The sequence below is a fragment of the Bradyrhizobium sp. CCBAU 11430 genome, from assembly GCF_028128855.1.
Taxonomy (GTDB): Bacteria; Pseudomonadota; Alphaproteobacteria; order Rhizobiales; family Xanthobacteraceae; genus Bradyrhizobium; species Bradyrhizobium ottawaense.
In genome coordinates, this window is sequence record NZ_LBJV01000069.1 from 220,573 (window position 1) to 235,043 (window position 14,471).

Sequence of the window (14,471 nt, forward strand, 5' to 3'; positions counted from 1 at the left end):
AAGAAGGCATGCCCGCTGGAAACTCTATTCGTGCGACGTGCGCTCAGTGCACGCTGACGGCTTGCAGCTCGTTGCTCCAGGCATTGGCGATCGCAGCTTCCCGGCTGTCGGTCAGCATGATCGGCGTGCCGTCGGCGGCGTGGAGCGCGAAGAGTTTTAAGCCCGGCGCGATTTTCGGCGCCTCGGGAAACAGGCCCGGCACGTCCTCGGAGCGGATCTGCTTCACATAGGCGATATGGCCTTCGCCAAGGGTTGCCAGCGTCTCGGGCGAGACATTCTTGGCTTCGTATTCGAACGCAACGTGACCTTCACTCATGGTCTCGACTCCTCTGGAACACTAAGCGGTCGAGTCCGCTACTCGTTCCATTATTCGTGCTCATTGATAGCGATTGTCTTAACGATCCTCTCCGGTTCAGGCCGGGCCAGATCGATCGACAACAACCCGTTCTTCAGATCCGCACCCAGCACCAGCATCCCCTCCGCCAGCACGAAGGTGCGCTGGAAGTGGCGCGCGGCGATGCCGCGATGGATGTATTGCCGGGTCTTGTCGTCCTGCTGCCGCCCGCGGATCACGAGCTGGTTTTCCTCAATGGTTACATCGAGTTGGTCGCGCGTGAATCCGGCGACCGCCAGCGTGATACGTAAGCGCTCGGGCTGGCCGTCCGCGCCGCCACACCTCTCGATATTGTAGGGAGGATAGCCGTCGGCACCTTTGACGACGCGATCGAGCACGCGCTCAATCTCGTCGAAGCCCAGAAGGAACGGACTGGATAACGTGGGAACACGAGACATAGTTTACAAAGTCCTCGCAGAAGCGACTTTGGTGCATCAGGGCCCTGAGAGGCACCCCTTGATCAGCAATATGGGCATGTTCCCGTGTTGGTTCAAGCAGGTAGCCGGGAAGCTGTGGATTGGCCATTTCCTGTCGTCATGCCCGGGACAAGCCCGCGCATGACGACATCAGGCGGGCCATTTATCTCAACAAAAACAGACCCCCTTGTACTGTGCATGGGGTTGTTTTCGCGTTTTGTGTTGTCCGGCCTTTCGGAACCGATCAGGCCTCCAGCCGCGTCCGCCCGTCGCCGCTGAACAAATGCAGCTTCGCCCGCAGCGCCGCGACGCGGATTTTCGCGCCGATGGCGGGAGCCTCGGTTCCGGGAATGCGGACGATGATCTCGCCGGGCGGCAGCTCGCCCGGCGTGGCGGCGACACGCTGCTCTTCCTGCTCGCGCGAGCCGTAGACGAAGGTTTCGGCGCCGACGCGCTCGATCGCCTCCACCGTCAGCGGCAAAGCGACGCCGCCGCCCGGGGTCTGGTCGGTGATGACGAAGTCTTCCGGGCGGATGCCGAGAATGCCGGCGTCGGCCGCCGCGCTGCCCGCAAGCTGCGACCTGATCTCCTCCGGGCGCGTCGACATCAAATTCATCGGCGGCGCGCCGATGAAGGAGGCGACGAAGGTGGTTGCCGGCTTCTCGTAGATCGCAAGCGGATTGCCGACCTGCTCGACCTGGCCGCCGTTCATCACAACAAGGACGTCGGCGAGCGTCATGGCTTCGAGCTGGTCGTGGGTGACGTAGATCGACGTCGTGTTGAGCCGGCGCTGCAATTTGCGGATCTCGACGCGCATCGCGATGCGGAGTTTCGCATCGAGGTTCGACAGCGGCTCGTCGAACAGAAACACCTTCGGCTGGCGCACGATGGCGCGGCCCATGGCGACGCGCTGACGCTGGCCGCCGGAGAGCTGACGCGGCTTGCGCTCCAGCATCGGCGTGAGCTCGAGCACGCGTGCGGCTTCGTCGACGCGGGACTTGATCTCGGCTTCCTTCATGCCACGGTTGCGCAGGCCGTAGGCCATGTTGTTGTAGACGCTCATATGCGGATAGAGCGCGTAGTTCTGGAACACCATCGCGATGTCGCGATCGGCGGGCTCGACCTGGTTGACCACACGTCCGCCGATATCGATCTCGCCGCCGGTGACGGTCTCGAGGCCCGCGACCATGCGCAGCAATGTCGACTTGCCGCAGCCGGAGGGGCCGACCAGCACGCAGAACTGTCCGTCGCCGACATCGACGTTGACGCCCTTGATGGCCTCGAAGCCGCCGAGATAGGTCTTGCGGACGTTGCGCAGGGTGACGTTAGCCATGAAAACTCACTTCTTACTTTTCCGTCTCGACGAGGCCGCGCACGAACAGTTTCTGCATGACGACGACGACGAACACCGGCGGCAGCATGGCCAGCATGGCGGTCGCCATCACGATCGGCCATTCGGTCAGCGCGTCGGTGGTGGTGATCATCTTGCGGATGCCGACCTGGATGGTCTGCATGTCGTCGCGGGTGGTGATGAGCAGCGGCCAGAGATATTGATTCCAGCCGAGGATGAACAGGATCACGAACAGCGCCGCCATGTTGGTGCGCGACAGCGGCAGCAGCGTATCCCAGAAGAAGCGCAAGGGACCCGCGCCGTCGATGCGCGAGGCCTCGAGCAATTCGTCCGGCACCGTCATGAAGAACTGTCGGAACAGCAGCGTTGCGGTGGCCGAGGCGATCAGCGGCAGCGCGAGGCCCGCATAGCTGTCGAGCATGTGCAGATCGGCGACGATCTTGTAGGTCGGATAGATGCGGACCTCGACCGGCAGCATCAGGGTGATGAAGATGATCCAGAAGATCGGCATCCGGAACGGAAAGCGGAAATACACGATCGCATAGGCCGAGATGATCGAGATCGCAATCTTGCCGACCGCGATCAGCAGCGCCATCACCAGCGAGTTCAGCATCATGTTGCCGACAGGCTCGCGGGTCGAGCCGCTCGTGCCGACGAAGATGGTTTGATAATAGGTCTCGAAGAAATGACCGCCCGGCAGCAGCGACATCTGCCCGTTCGCGATCAGCGCATTGTCCTGGGTCGAGGCGACGAACGCGATGTAGACCGGGAAGGCGACGATCGCGATTCCGATCCAGAGAATGATGTGCGCGACGTAGCGCCGAAAGCCCTCTTCCTCGACCATCAGTAGGTCACCTTGCGTTCGACGAAGCGGAACTGGATTCCCGTCAGCACGATGACCATCACCATCAGGATCACCGATTGCGCGGCGGAGCTGCCGAGATTGCCGCCGAGCAGGCCGTCGGAATAGACCTTGTAGACCAGCGTCTCGGTCGACTTGCCGGGACCGCCGCGGGTCATGGTGTCGATGATGCCGAACGTGTCGAAGAAGGCGTAGACGATGTTGACGACCAGCAGGAAGAAGATGGTCGGCGACAGCAGCGGGAAGGTCACGGTCCAGAACCGGCGCATCGGACGGGCACCGTCGATCGCGGCGGCTTCGAGCACGCTTCGCGGGATGCTCTGCAGGCCGGCGAGGAAGAACAGGAAATTATAGGAGATCTGCTTCCAGGCGGCGGCGAGGATGATCAGGGTTGCCGCCTGGTCACCGTCGAGCAGCGGATTCCAGTCGACCCCGATCGCGCGCAAATAGCGCGCGATGATGCCCAGCGAGGGATGCAGCATGAAGATCCAGAGCACGCCGACGACCGGCGGCGCCACCGCATAGGGCCAGATCAAGAGGGTGCGGTACAGCATCGAGCCGCGCAGGGGCTTGTCCGCCATGACGGCGAGCAGCAGCGCAAAGGACAACGACGAGACCGCGATGGCGAAAGAGAAGAAGAAGGTGCGGAGGATCGCCTCGAAATAGGCGGGCTCTCTGAACAGGTCGAGATAGTTCTCGAACCAGACGAAGCTCGTCGACAGACCGAAGGCGTCCTGGAGCAGGAAGGACTGGATCACCGCCTGCAGGGCCGGCCAGTAGAAGAATAGCAGGACGATCGCGAGCTGCGGGGCAACCAGCGCGTAAGGCAATAGCCTGGATTGGAAAATGGCTTGCTTCTGCATGGTGTCCGCCGAAAGCGGCAGGCCGGGGGACCGGCCTGCCGCTCATCGCCTCACTTGACGGCGGTCTTTTCGAACTGCCGCAGCATCGTGTTGCCGCGCTCGACGGCGGCATCCAGCGCCTGCTTGGCGGTCTTCTTGCCGGCCAGCGCCTGCTCGATCTCTTCCGACCAGACGTCACGCAGCTGAACCATGTTGCCGAGGCGCAGACCGCGCGAGTTCTCGGTCGGCTCCTTGTTGGTCAGCTCCAGCAGCGGGGTCTCGAGATAGGGCTGGTCCTTGTAGAAGCCCTCGGCCTTGGCTTTCTCATAGGCCGCCTTGGTGATCGGCAGATAGCCCGAGGCCTTGTGGATGTAGACCTGGCGATCGGTGTCGGAGAGGAAGGTCAGGAATTTTGCGACGCCCTTGTATTCGTCGGCCGGCTTGCCGCCCATGACCCAGAGCGAAGCGCCGCCGATGATCGAGTTCTGCGGCGCGCCCTTTGCCTCCGGATAATACGGCATCGGCACCGCGGTGAAGTTGAACTTGGCCTGGGCCTTGACGTTGCCGAAGAAGGCCGACGAGGTCAGGTAGATCGGGCATTCGCCCGAGGTGAAGCGGCCTTCGCCGGTGTTGGTACGGCCGGCATAGTCGTAGACCTTGGTCTTCTGGAGCTCGACCAGGTTTTCGAGATGCTTGACCTGGAGCGGCCCGTTGAACTCGAGCTTGGTGTCGAAGCCGTCGAGGCCGTTGGCCTTGCTGGCGAGCGGGACGTTGTGCCAGGCGGAGAGCTGCTCGAGATTGACCCAGGTGACCCAGGAGCCGGAGAAGCCGCAGGTGTCATGACCGGCAGCCTTCAGCTTCTTGGCGGCCTCGAACGTCTCGGGCCAGGTCTTCGGGATCGCGACATTGGCCTTCTTCAGCTCGTCGAGATTGACCCACATCACGGTGGACGACGAGTTGAAGGGGAACGACAGCATCTCGCCCTTCGAGGTCGAGTAGTAGCCGGTGATGGCGGGCAGGTAGATCTTGGGATCGAACTTCTCGCCGGCCTCGGCCATCAGCTTGTAGACGGGCTTCACCGCGCCGGTCGCAGCCATCATGGTGGCGGTGCCGACCTCGAACACCTGCATGATGTGCGGCGCGTTGCCGGCACGAAACGCCGCGATGCCCGCGTTCATGGTGTCGGCGTAATTGCCCTTGTAGGTCGGAACGACCTTGAAGTCGCTCTGCGACGTGTTGAAGTCGTTGGCGAGCTTGACGATGACGTCGTTGTTGGCGCCGGTCATCGCGTGCCACCACTGGATTTCCGTCACGGCCAGCGCCGGCGACGCCGTCATGCCAACCGTGAGTGCAAATGCGGCAGCCACCCCAAAGTGTCGAAGAGCCATCAAGTAAACCTCCCTTGGCCGTCAAAAGAAGCGCTTGCGCTAGCAGCGCCATATGACGTTCACATGACTGTGTAGGCGGCCGAAACGAAAGCGGCAAGCGCTGGAAAAGGGAAGACGGCAAATAGGCGAAGACGGAGCGGCAGCCGCATTGGTTCGCGGTGCACTATCGTGCCCGCGCCGCACTGCGGCATCATTCGTCGGACGGAGGTGGTGGCCTCTACCGCTTGCGCTCGGGGCCGCAGACGGTGCCCTTCTCGACCATCGCGTCGATCTCGGCCTTGGAGTAGCCAAACTCGCCCAGCACCTCCTGGGAGTGCTGGCTGAATTTCGGCGGCAGCCGGCGCAGGCTCGGCTTGCTGCGGTCGAGCCGGATCGGCGAGGCGACGCCCTTGTACCAGTCCTTCTCGATAATATCGCCGCGCGCGATCGTGTGCGGGTTGGTCAACGCCTGGTCGATCTTCTGCACGGGCCCGGCGGGCAGGCCCGCGGCGAGCAGGCGATTGCACAGCGGCTCGGCCTCGTGCTGGCTGAACACGGCAGCAAGCTCGGCGCGCAGCGCCTCGCGATTGGCGATGCGGTCCTTGTTGCGGGCAAAGCGCGGATCGGTGCCGAGCTCGGGCTTGCCGATCTCCTTGGCGAGCTTGCGGAAGGTGCCGTCATTGCCGACACCGATGAAGATGTCGTCGGTCTTGGTCGGGAAGATCGCGTAAGGCACGAGGTTGGGATGCTCGTTGCCGGTGAGGCTCGGCGGCTTGCCATGCATGAAATAATTCGCGGTGTGCGGATGCATGATGGCAAGGCCGGTCTCGTACAGCGTCGTCTCCAGGAATTGGCCCTTGCCGGAACGCTGCCGCTCCGACAGCGCCATCAGGATGCCGATCGCCGCATAAAGTCCGGTGGTGATGTCGACCAAGGGCACGCCTATCCGCATCGGTCCGCTCTCGGGCGAGCCGGTCGCGGCGATCATGCCGGTCATGGCCTGGATGATGGCGTCATAGCCGGGATTGCCGCCGCGCGGGCCGTCGGCGCCGAAGCCGCAGATCCGGCAATGCACGAGGCGCGGGAATTTCTTGCTGAGCACGTCGTTGCCGATGCCCCATTTCTCCAGCGTGCCCGGCTTGAAATTCTCGATCAGGACGTCGGCGGTCTCCAGCATCTTGAGCAGCACGATGCGGCCGCCCTCGGAGGCGAGGTCGAGGCCGATCGAGCGCTTGTTGCGGTTGATTCCGACGAAATAGGCCGCGTCCTCCTCGTGGAAGGGAGGGCCCCATTCGCGCACCTCGTCGCCCGCGGGCGGCTCGACCTTGATCACGTCGGCGCCGTGGTCGGCGAGGATCTGGGTGCAGTAGGGACCGCCGAGCACGCGCGTGAGATCGATGACGCGCAATCCGCTCATTGCGCCCAATGCGGCTTCAGAACTGGCGGCTTCAGAACTCATGCCTTCGCTTCCCCTGTGTCGATATTTGGCCACAGGCCTAGCGAGGTTCGCACAAGCCAGCAATGGCCTGTTGCGTAGGGGCGTATGCACTGCCGGCCGCATGCCGCGGCATGGCAAATCAGGATTGGCAGATCAGCGGAAGCGGCCGGCCCGAGGGGGATCCCGGGCCAGCCAATCCGCACTTTCGATCAGACGACCGTCAGGCGAACGTCGACATTGCCGCGCGTGGCATTGGAGTACGGGCACACCTGGTGCGCCTTCTCGACCAGCGCCTCGGCTTCCGCGCGGGCGAGGCCCGGCAGCGAGACGGCGAGATCGATGTCGAGACCGAAGCCGCCCTCGGAGCGCGGGCCGATGCCGACGGTCGAGGTCACGGAGGCATCGGCCGGAACCTTCGGCCCACCCTGCGACGAGACGAACTTCATCGCGCCGATGAAGCAGGCCGCATAGCCGGCCGCGAACAGCTGCTCGGGATTGTTGCCGGCGCCGCCGCCGCCCCCGAGCTCCTTCGGCGTGGTGAGCTTGACGTCGAGCGCGCCGTCGAGGGTTGCAGCATGGCCATCACGGCCGCCGGTGGCCTTGGCGCTGGTCTTGTAGAGGACGTTCACGGACATTGTCGTCTCCTCGGGTCTTCCGGTTGGGGTGTGCTCTGTATCGCAAACAATTAGATTGTGCGCAATTGAAATTAGCGCGGCTCACATTTAATTGTTCGCAATTGAATGTGCCGCCCGCCGGCCCCAGAATGGGAGGAAATCCCGTGAGATTCTCCATGCCCCGGAAGCTATCGACCCTCGATCCGCAACGCCTCGACAATCAGATCTGCTTCGCGGTCTACTCGGCCGCGCATGCCTTCAACCGCGTCTACAAGCCGCTGCTGGACCGGCTCGGCCTGACCTATCCGCAATATCTGGTGATGCTGGTGCTGTGGGAGCGCGACGACGTGCCGGTCAAGGACATCGGCGAGCGGCTGTTCCTGGATTCGGGCACGCTGACGCCGCTGCTCAAGCGGCTCGAGGCCGCCCATCTCGTGCGGCGCACCCGCTCGAGCGAGGACGAGCGTCAGGTCCTGATCGCGTTGACGGCGCAGGGGCATGCACTGAAGGAAAAGGCCCGCAGCGTGCCGCAGTCGATCCTGGCGGCCTCGGACTGCTCAGTGTCGGAACTGGTGTCGATGAAGGACGAGATCGTCGCGCTGCGGGATCGGCTGAACGCGGTGATCGGGGAGTAGGGGGGTAGCGCGCGCGATCAGAAATGCTTCTTGGCAAAAGCGCGTCCCGATCCCGATTTCAGGTAACGCTCGAACGCGACAGCGCGAGGCATCGTCAAACGCGAAATAGGTCCGTATCCGCCATGGCCCATATTTCGAAGTGTGCGGTACCTCGCCGGCGTTGTGCTTTGCCAAACGAGCCCTCAGGTCGTCGGTAATTCCAACGTAGAAGTGCTCGGAATCGAGACTCTCGAGGATATAGATGTATTTCATCGCGCTCCCTCCCCGGAGGGTAGGATAGCAGCTTCGAGACACGTTTAGGGTGTTACCTCAGCCCGCAGTCGCAAGGGAGCAAACAGAGTGATTGCCGGCCCAAGTCCGCCGTCGCCCTTCGGGCTATGGCGGGACAGCCTTCGCTCACTTCGCTACGAGGGACTTCCGTAGGCTTGCCCAGCCGAAGCTCGCGAAGCGAGCGAAGGCTGGTGGAGCCAGGCGGGATCGAACCGCCGACCTCTTGCATGCCATGCAAGCGCTCTCCCAGCTGAGCTATGGCCCCTTAGTCCTTGTGGGGATCCTGGTGGATCACCCGTACCGGCGAGCCCTGGTGACTCGCGCGGTGCACCCTTTTTCACAGATCAGGGCTGATCTCAAGTCTCTTCATCACCTCCGACATCACCAATGATGTCGGTCACGTCCTCATCGCCCTCTTCTTCGTCGGCAATGAAGGTCGAATCATCGTCATCGTCGTCATCGAGGGTCTCATCGACCTCGATATCGTCCTCGGATTCGGGCACGGCGGCCTTGACCTTGCCGGTGTTCTCCTCGGCGTCGGCCTCCTCAAGCGAGACCTCCTCGACCTCTGCCGGCTCCGGCGTGGCGTCGGCCGTCGCTGCGTGCCGGGCTTCGGCGCCGCGGGGCATGCGCGCGGGCGCGACCGGGGCGATCGGCACGACTTCACCGGTATAGGGCGAGATCACCGGATTCTTGTTGAGGTCATAGAACTTCTTGCCCGTGGTTGGGCAAATACGTTTGGTTCCGAGTTCGGACTTGGCCACGGCAGGAATCCTGGGAATGTCTGAAAAGCGGTGTTTCACTTGGCTAGTTGGCGGCCCGCTGTCAATAGCGCATTACGGGAGAACGACATGCCCGTGACGAGGCGCTGACCATGTGGTACCTGCGCCCAGCCCCCTCGAGGGCGCATCCAAGGACACAATCGTGACCCATTCCGACCAAACGAGGCCGCTCCAGGCTCGCGCCAGCGGGCCGCTGACCGGGAAAGTACGGGTGCCCGGGGACAAGTCGATCTCCCACCGTGCCCTCATCCTGGGCGCGCTCGCGGTCGGCGAGACCAGGATTTCAGGTCTGCTGGAGGGCGAAGACGTCCTCAACACCGCCAAATCGATGCAGGCGCTGGGCGCCACCGTGGAGCGGACCGGCGATTTTGCCTGGAAAGTGCAGGGCGTCGGCGTCGCGGGCTTCGCCCGGCCCAAGGAAGCGCTGGATTTCGGGAACTCCGGCACCGGCTGCCGGCTGGTGATGGGCGCCGTCGCCGGCTGCCCGATCTCGGCGGTTTTCGACGGGGACGCCTCGTTGCGCAGCCGCCCCATGCGCCGAATCCTCGATCCCCTGGAAAAGATGGGCGCCAAGGTCATCTCCGGCAGTGAGGGCGGCCGCCTGCCCCTGACACTCCAGGGTGCCCGCGATCCGCTGCCGATCACCTACAAGACCCCGGTCGCCTCGGCCCAGATCAAATCTGCGGTGCTGCTGGCGGGCCTTGCCGCGCCCGGCACCACGACGGTCATCGAGACCGAGGCCAGCCGCGACCACACCGAATTGATGCTGAAGCATTTTGGTGCCGACATCACCTCGGCACAGGAGGGCGTGCACGGCCGCCGTATCACGCTCAAAGGCCAGCCCGAGCTGCACGGCGCCACCGTGGTGGTGCCGGCCGATCCCTCTTCGGCAGCTTTCCCGGTGGTCGCGGCGCTGATCGTCGAGGGCTCCGATGTTATCCTGTTGGATGTCATGACCAATCCGCTGCGCACCGGCCTGTTCACCACGCTGCGCGAAATGGGCGCATCGATCGAGGAGAGCGAAGTCCGCGGCGACGCCGGCGAGCCGATGGCGAAACTGCGCGTGCGGGCCTCGAAGCTGCGCGGCGTCGTGGTGCCGCCGGAGCGCGCGCCCTCGATGATCGATGAATATCTCGTGCTCGCGGTGGCGGCCGCCTTCGCCGAGGGCACGACGATCATGCGCGGCCTGCAGGAGCTGCGCGTCAAGGAGTCCGACCGCCTGGAGGCCACCGCTGCCATGCTCCGCGTCAACGGCGTGAAGGTCGAGGTCTCCGGTGACGATCTGATCGTCGAGGGTCGCGGTCACGTCCCCGGCGGCGGCACTGTCGCGACCCACATGGACCACCGCATCGCGATGTCCGCATTGGTGATGGGCTGCGCCTCGGACCAGCCGGTGACCGTGGACGACACCGCTTTCATCGCCACCAGTTTCCCGGACTTCATTCCGATGATGCGTTCGCTAGGGGCCGAGTTTTCATGATCATCGCCATCGACGGACCCGCGGCCTCGGGCAAAGGGACGCTCGGCAAGCGTCTCGCGCACCATTACGGCTACCGTCACCTCGATACCGGCGTGATCTACCGTGCGGTGGCCTATGCCCTGATGCAGTCCGGTCACGATCTCCGGGACGAGGAGGCTGCGGTCGCTGCGGCGCTGGAACTCGATCCCGAAAAGTTCGGCAATCCGGCCCTGAAGACCCAGAAGGCCGGCGAGGGCGCCTCCATCGTCTCGGCGATCCCCAGGGTTCGCGAGGCCCTGGTCAATTTTCAGCGGCAATTCGCCGCCGATCCGCCCGGAGCGGTGCTGGACGGCCGGGACATTGGAACCGTGATCTGCCCGCATGCGGACGTGAAGATTTTCGTCGTCGCCGATCCAAAAGTCCGAGCGCGCCGCCGGACCATGGAGGCCAAGGCGAGGGGCGAGGAGGCCGACGAGGCCGCCGTGCTCGCCGACATCATCCAGCGCGACGAACGCGACAAGAACCGGCCTATTGCGCCCCTGAAACCGGCCGCCGATGCTTACTTGCTAGATAACTCCCAACTGGATATAGAAGGCGGCGTCCGGGCCGCCATCGACATTATCGAGGCCGTCCGAGCGGGCCGGTCGCGGGGTTAAGCCGCCGCCGTCATTGGAGGAAGTGCCCGCTCCCGCTCTTTGAGGTCGATACCTCGGTCCCCTGTTTGGGGCCGACGCGATCCAGGCTCCGGACACAAGATTTCCACGTATCGAACGCGCGGGCCTCAGCCGGCCCGCTTCCGCTGTTCCGCCTTTCAGGCCGGAGCAGCGAGCGGTCGCTCGAAGGTCTTGCGGACCTTCCGACACTGCGCGTGCGATGCGCCCATGAACCCAACGGCCGGCACGACATCCGCAACTGGAGAACAAATGGCTTCGACTTCTGCTGATACCTATAGCCCGTCGCGCGACGATTTCGCCGCGATGCTCGACGAGTCCTTCGCAGGTGGCAACCTGCAGGAGAGCTCCGTCGTCAAGGGCAAGGTTGTTGCAATTGAAAAGGACATGGCCGTCATCGACGTCGGCCTGAAGACCGAGGGCCGCGTCGCCCTGCGCGAATTTTCCGGCCCCGGCCGTGACAGCGAACTGAAGGTCGGCGACGAGGTTGAAGTGTTCCTCGATCGCATCGAGAACGCGCTCGGCGAAGCCGTGCTGTCGCGCGACAAGGCGCGCCGCGAAGAGAGCTGGGGCAAGCTCGAGAAGGCGTTCCAGAACAACGAGAAGGTCAACGGCGTCATCTTCAATCAGGTCAAGGGTGGCTTCACCGTCGACCTCGACGGTGCCGTGGCCTTCCTGCCGCGCTCGCAGGTCGACATCCGTCCGATCCGCGACGTTGCGCCGCTGATGAACAATTCGCAGCCGTTCCAGATCCTCAAGATGGATCGCCGTCGCGGCAACATCGTCGTGTCCCGCCGCACGGTTCTCGAAGAGACCCGCGCCGAGCAGCGTCAGGAGCTGGTGCAGAACCTCGAAGAGGGTCAGGTCATCGACGGCGTGGTCAAGAACATCACCGATTACGGTGCGTTCGTTGATCTCGGCGGCATCGACGGCCTGCTGCACGTCACCGACATCGCGTGGCGCCGCGTCAACCACCCGACCGAGGTGCTCTCGATCGGCCAGACCGTGAAGGTCAAGATCATCAAGATCAACCACGAGACGCACCGCATCTCGCTGGGCATGAAGCAGCTGCTGGACGATCCGTGGCAGGGCATCGAAGCCAAGTACCCGCTGGGTGCCCGCTTCACCGGCCGCGTCACCAACATCACCGACTACGGTGCGTTCGTCGAGCTCGAGCCGGGCATCGAAGGCCTGATCCACGTCTCCGAGATGTCGTGGACCAAGAAGAACATGCACCCCGGCAAGATCGTTTCGACCTCGCAGGAAGTCGAAGTGCAGGTGCTGGAAGTCGATTCCGTCAAGCGCCGCATCTCGCTCGGCCTCAAGCAGACCATGCGCAACCCCTGGGAGGTCTTCGTGGAAGGTCACCCGACCGGTTCGACGGTCGAGGGCGAGGTCAAGAACAAGACCGAGTTCGGTCTGTTCCTGGGTCTCGAGGGCGACGTCGACGGCATGGTCCATCTCTCCGACCTCGACTGGAAGCTTCCGGGCGAGCAGGTGATCGACAACTACAAGAAGGGCGACATGGTGAAGGCCGTGGTGCTCGATGTGGACGTCGAGAAGGAGCGCATCTCGCTCGGCATCAAGCAGCTCGAAGGCGACCCCTTCGCCGAGCCGGGCGATGTCAAGAAGGGCGCGGTCGTGACCTGCGAAGTGCTCGAAGTGAAGGAAAGCGGCATCGAGGTGAAGATCACCGGTACCGACTTCTCGACCTTCATCAAGCGCTCCGAGCTCGCCCGTGACCGCAACGACCAGCGCGCCGAACGCTTTGCCGTCGGTGAGAAGGTCGATGCCCGCGTGATCCAGTTCGACAAGAAGGCCCGCAAGGTCCAGGTGTCGATCAAGGCGCTCGAAGTCGCCGAAGAAAAGGAAGCCATCGCGCAGTACGGCTCCTCCGATTCGGGAGCAACGCTCGGCGACATCCTCGGCACCGCGCTCAAGAACCGCGACAGCAAGTAAGCGAACCTTTCGGTTCGACAGACATCGAAGCCCCGGCGCGAGCCGGGGCTTTTTTGTTGCCGCCTCCACAAACTCCGCTGTCGTCCCGGACAAGCGCGCTCAAAGCGCGCGTAGATCCGGGACCCATACCCACAGGGAGTGGTCTGACGAAGACTCGGAGTGGGCGTCTCGCGTCACACTCCTCCCTGTGGGTATGGGTCCCGGCCTTCGCCGGGACGACATGTGAGTGTGTGGCAGCATCTCGGCCTACGCTGTCACAGCCTTGTTTTCTTCTAATTGCGCCGCAATTGATGTATCCAGATAAGCCGTTGGTCACGCTGTGAGGGCACAACGCGTCCGGCCTTTCATTTGGAGATATCTAGATGTCGCTCGATTCGGACATCATCGTCGATCGCCGCAGGATCCGCCGCAAGCTGACGTTCTGGCGCGTGGCGGCTGCGCTGATCGCGATTGCGGCGATTGCGGGCTTTGCGCTGGTCGTGACACCGGGTACGCGGGGCACGTTCGCATCCGCCGGCTCGATCGCGCGGGTCCAGATCGAGGGCCTGATCCGCAGCGATTCCGATCGTACGCAGGCGCTGGAGCGGCTGGAGAATTCGCAGGCCGCCGCCGTCATCATTCACATCAACTCGCCGGGAGGCACCACCGCCGGCTCCGAGCAGCTCTACGATTCACTCGTCCGGCTGAAGGCGAAGAAGCCGCTCGTCGTGGTGGTCGAGGGCCTGGCTGCCTCCGGGGGCTACATCACGGCGATTGCCAGCGATCACATCATCGCCCAGCAGAGTTCGCTGGTCGGGTCGATCGGCGTGCTGTTCCAATATCCCAACGTCAGCGAGCTCCTGAAGACCATCGGCGTCAAGGTCGAGGAGGTGAAGTCGTCACCGCTGAAGGCCGCGCCCAACGGTTTTGAGCCGACCAGCCCGGAAGCACGGGCCGCGCTCGATGCGCTGGTGAAGGATTCCTATGCCTGGTTCAGGGGATTGGTGAAGGAGCGGCGTGGCATGGATGACACGCAGCTCGAGAAAGTGGCTGATGGCCGCGTCTTCACCGGGCGCCAGGCGATCGATCTCAAGCTGATCGATCAGATCGGCGACGAGAAGACGGCGGTGACCTGGCTGGTCGAGCAGAAGGGCGTCAAGAAGGGGCTCTCCGTGCGCGACTACAAGCTCCAGCCGCGCTTCGGCGATCTGCCATTCCTCAAGACGGCCGCCGCCGTTACGCTGGAAGCGCTCGGTTTGGGCTCGATTGCGCATCAAATCGGGCAAACCGGCGTCGCGCAGGCGGTCGATCGGTTCGGAATGGATGGAATGCTGGCCCTGTGGCAACCGGCCGCCTCAAATTGAGGGGGTTGGGCGAGCGGCTGAGGGTTTTCCCGTTTGGCGGGCGTCGGGTCAGCCCGCTTTTTCGGCAT

14 protein-coding genes, 1 tRNA gene and 1 pseudogene are annotated in these 14,471 nt (G+C 63.6%); 5 read left to right on the plus strand and 11 right to left on the minus strand.

What is annotated here, in order from left to right; all coding sequences use genetic code 11:
- Positions 1–43 precede the first annotated feature (43 nt).
- From XI04_RS29440 to XI04_RS29475, 8 genes are all read right to left on the minus strand, one after another.
- Entirely contained in the window at positions 44–316 is a 273-nt protein-coding gene (locus tag XI04_RS29440) for a DUF1150 family protein (protein WP_007598581.1), read from the minus strand.
- Between the two features lie 50 nt (positions 317–366).
- On the minus strand, positions 367–792 hold the full coding sequence (locus XI04_RS29445) for an Hsp20 family protein (protein ID WP_028139463.1): 426 nt from the start codon (positions 790–792) through the stop codon (positions 367–369).
- A 262-nt stretch (positions 793–1,054) separates the two neighbouring features.
- Positions 1,055–2,143: a sn-glycerol-3-phosphate import ATP-binding protein UgpC gene (locus tag XI04_RS29450; RefSeq protein ID WP_028139464.1), complete on the minus strand. Its 1,089-nt coding sequence runs from the start codon at positions 2,141–2,143 to the stop codon at positions 1,055–1,057.
- A 13-nt stretch (positions 2,144–2,156) separates the two neighbouring features.
- Positions 2,157–3,005 carry a sn-glycerol-3-phosphate ABC transporter permease UgpE gene (gene ugpE, locus XI04_RS29455; RefSeq protein WP_028139465.1) on the minus strand — a complete coding sequence of 283 codons (849 nt, stop codon included), beginning with the start codon at positions 3,003–3,005 and terminating at the stop codon, positions 2,157–2,159.
- Positions 3,005–3,886, minus strand: coding sequence for a sn-glycerol-3-phosphate ABC transporter permease UgpA (gene ugpA, locus XI04_RS29460; RefSeq protein WP_028139466.1), 882 nt, complete (start codon positions 3,884–3,886; stop codon positions 3,005–3,007). Before ugpA ends, ugpE begins: the two co-directional genes overlap by 1 nt.
- A 50-nt stretch (positions 3,887–3,936) precedes the next feature.
- Entirely contained in the window at positions 3,937–5,253 is a 1,317-nt protein-coding gene (gene ugpB / locus XI04_RS29465; RefSeq protein ID WP_028139467.1) for a sn-glycerol-3-phosphate ABC transporter substrate-binding protein UgpB, read from the minus strand.
- Positions 5,254–5,470: 217 nt separating this feature from the next.
- On the minus strand, positions 5,471–6,691 hold the full coding sequence (locus XI04_RS29470) for a CaiB/BaiF CoA transferase family protein (protein WP_038972336.1): 1,221 nt from the start codon (positions 6,689–6,691) through the stop codon (positions 5,471–5,473).
- Between the two features lie 188 nt (positions 6,692–6,879).
- Positions 6,880–7,305, minus strand: coding sequence for an organic hydroperoxide resistance protein (locus XI04_RS29475; RefSeq protein WP_018323436.1), 426 nt, complete (start codon positions 7,303–7,305; stop codon positions 6,880–6,882).
- Between the two features lie 155 nt (positions 7,306–7,460).
- On the opposite strand from XI04_RS29475, the gene XI04_RS29480 reads away from it, so the two are divergent.
- The gene (locus tag XI04_RS29480) at positions 7,461–7,919 is read left to right on the plus strand and encodes a MarR family winged helix-turn-helix transcriptional regulator (protein ID WP_028139469.1); all 459 of its coding nucleotides are present in this window, start codon (positions 7,461–7,463) and stop codon (positions 7,917–7,919) included.
- A gap of 17 nt (positions 7,920–7,936) precedes the next feature.
- Here XI04_RS29480 and XI04_RS29485 read toward each other — a convergent pair.
- The 3 genes and pseudogenes from XI04_RS29485 to XI04_RS29495 all read right to left on the minus strand — a co-directional run bounded on the left by XI04_RS29485 (position 7,937) and on the right by XI04_RS29495 (position 8,953).
- Positions 7,937–8,171 (minus strand): annotated as a pseudogene (locus tag XI04_RS29485) (GIY-YIG nuclease family protein).
- 207 nt (positions 8,172–8,378) lie between these two features.
- Positions 8,379–8,454: transfer RNA gene (locus XI04_RS29490), tRNA-Ala, on the minus strand.
- A 91-nt stretch (positions 8,455–8,545) separates the two neighbouring features.
- On the minus strand, positions 8,546–8,953 hold the full coding sequence (locus XI04_RS29495; protein ID WP_018323433.1) for a TIGR02300 family protein: 408 nt from the start codon (positions 8,951–8,953) through the stop codon (positions 8,546–8,548).
- A 160-nt stretch (positions 8,954–9,113) separates the two neighbouring features.
- Between XI04_RS29495 and aroA the strand changes: the two genes are divergently transcribed.
- From aroA to sppA, 4 genes are all read left to right on the plus strand, one after another.
- A complete protein-coding gene (gene aroA, locus XI04_RS29500; protein WP_271610551.1) occupies positions 9,114–10,451 on the plus strand; it encodes a 3-phosphoshikimate 1-carboxyvinyltransferase in 1,338 nt (445 codons plus the stop codon).
- A complete protein-coding gene (cmk, locus tag XI04_RS29505) occupies positions 10,448–11,086 on the plus strand; it encodes a (d)CMP kinase (RefSeq protein ID WP_028139472.1) in 639 nt (212 codons plus the stop codon). Before aroA ends, cmk begins: the two co-directional genes overlap by 4 nt.
- A 267-nt stretch (positions 11,087–11,353) precedes the next feature.
- On the plus strand, positions 11,354–13,060 hold the full coding sequence (rpsA, locus tag XI04_RS29510) for a 30S ribosomal protein S1 (RefSeq protein WP_028139473.1): 1,707 nt from the start codon (positions 11,354–11,356) through the stop codon (positions 13,058–13,060).
- Between the two features lie 362 nt (positions 13,061–13,422).
- Entirely contained in the window at positions 13,423–14,403 is a 981-nt protein-coding gene (sppA, locus tag XI04_RS29515; RefSeq protein WP_097668269.1) for a signal peptide peptidase SppA, read from the plus strand.
- Positions 14,404–14,471 lie beyond the last annotated feature (68 nt).

Bases quoted from the DNA above. Each gene is read 5' to 3' on its own strand.
- XI04_RS29440 (WP_007598581.1), bottom strand. From the start codon at position 316: ATGAGTGAAGGTCACGTTGCGTTCGAATACGAAGCCAAGAATGTCTCG.
- ugpA (WP_028139466.1), bottom strand. From the start codon at position 3,886: ATGCAGAAGCAAGCCATTTTCCAATCCAGGCTATTGCCTTACGCGCTG.
- XI04_RS29480 (WP_028139469.1), top strand. From the start codon at position 7,461: ATGCCCCGGAAGCTATCGACCCTCGATCCGCAACGCCTCGACAATCAG.
- XI04_RS29470 (WP_038972336.1), bottom strand. From the start codon at position 6,691: ATGAGTTCTGAAGCCGCCAGTTCTGAAGCCGCATTGGGCGCAATGAGC.
- sppA (WP_097668269.1), top strand. From the start codon at position 13,423: ATGTCGCTCGATTCGGACATCATCGTCGATCGCCGCAGGATCCGCCGC.
- XI04_RS29445 (WP_028139463.1), bottom strand. From the start codon at position 792: ATGTCTCGTGTTCCCACGTTATCCAGTCCGTTCCTTCTGGGCTTCGAC.
- XI04_RS29450 (WP_028139464.1), bottom strand. From the start codon at position 2,143: ATGGCTAACGTCACCCTGCGCAACGTCCGCAAGACCTATCTCGGCGGC.
- ugpE (WP_028139465.1), bottom strand. From the start codon at position 3,005: ATGGTCGAGGAAGAGGGCTTTCGGCGCTACGTCGCGCACATCATTCTC.
- ugpB (WP_028139467.1), bottom strand. From the start codon at position 5,253: ATGGCTCTTCGACACTTTGGGGTGGCTGCCGCATTTGCACTCACGGTT.
- XI04_RS29475 (WP_018323436.1), bottom strand. From the start codon at position 7,305: ATGTCCGTGAACGTCCTCTACAAGACCAGCGCCAAGGCCACCGGCGGC.
- rpsA (WP_028139473.1), top strand. From the start codon at position 11,354: ATGGCTTCGACTTCTGCTGATACCTATAGCCCGTCGCGCGACGATTTC.
- cmk (WP_028139472.1), top strand. From the start codon at position 10,448: ATGATCATCGCCATCGACGGACCCGCGGCCTCGGGCAAAGGGACGCTC.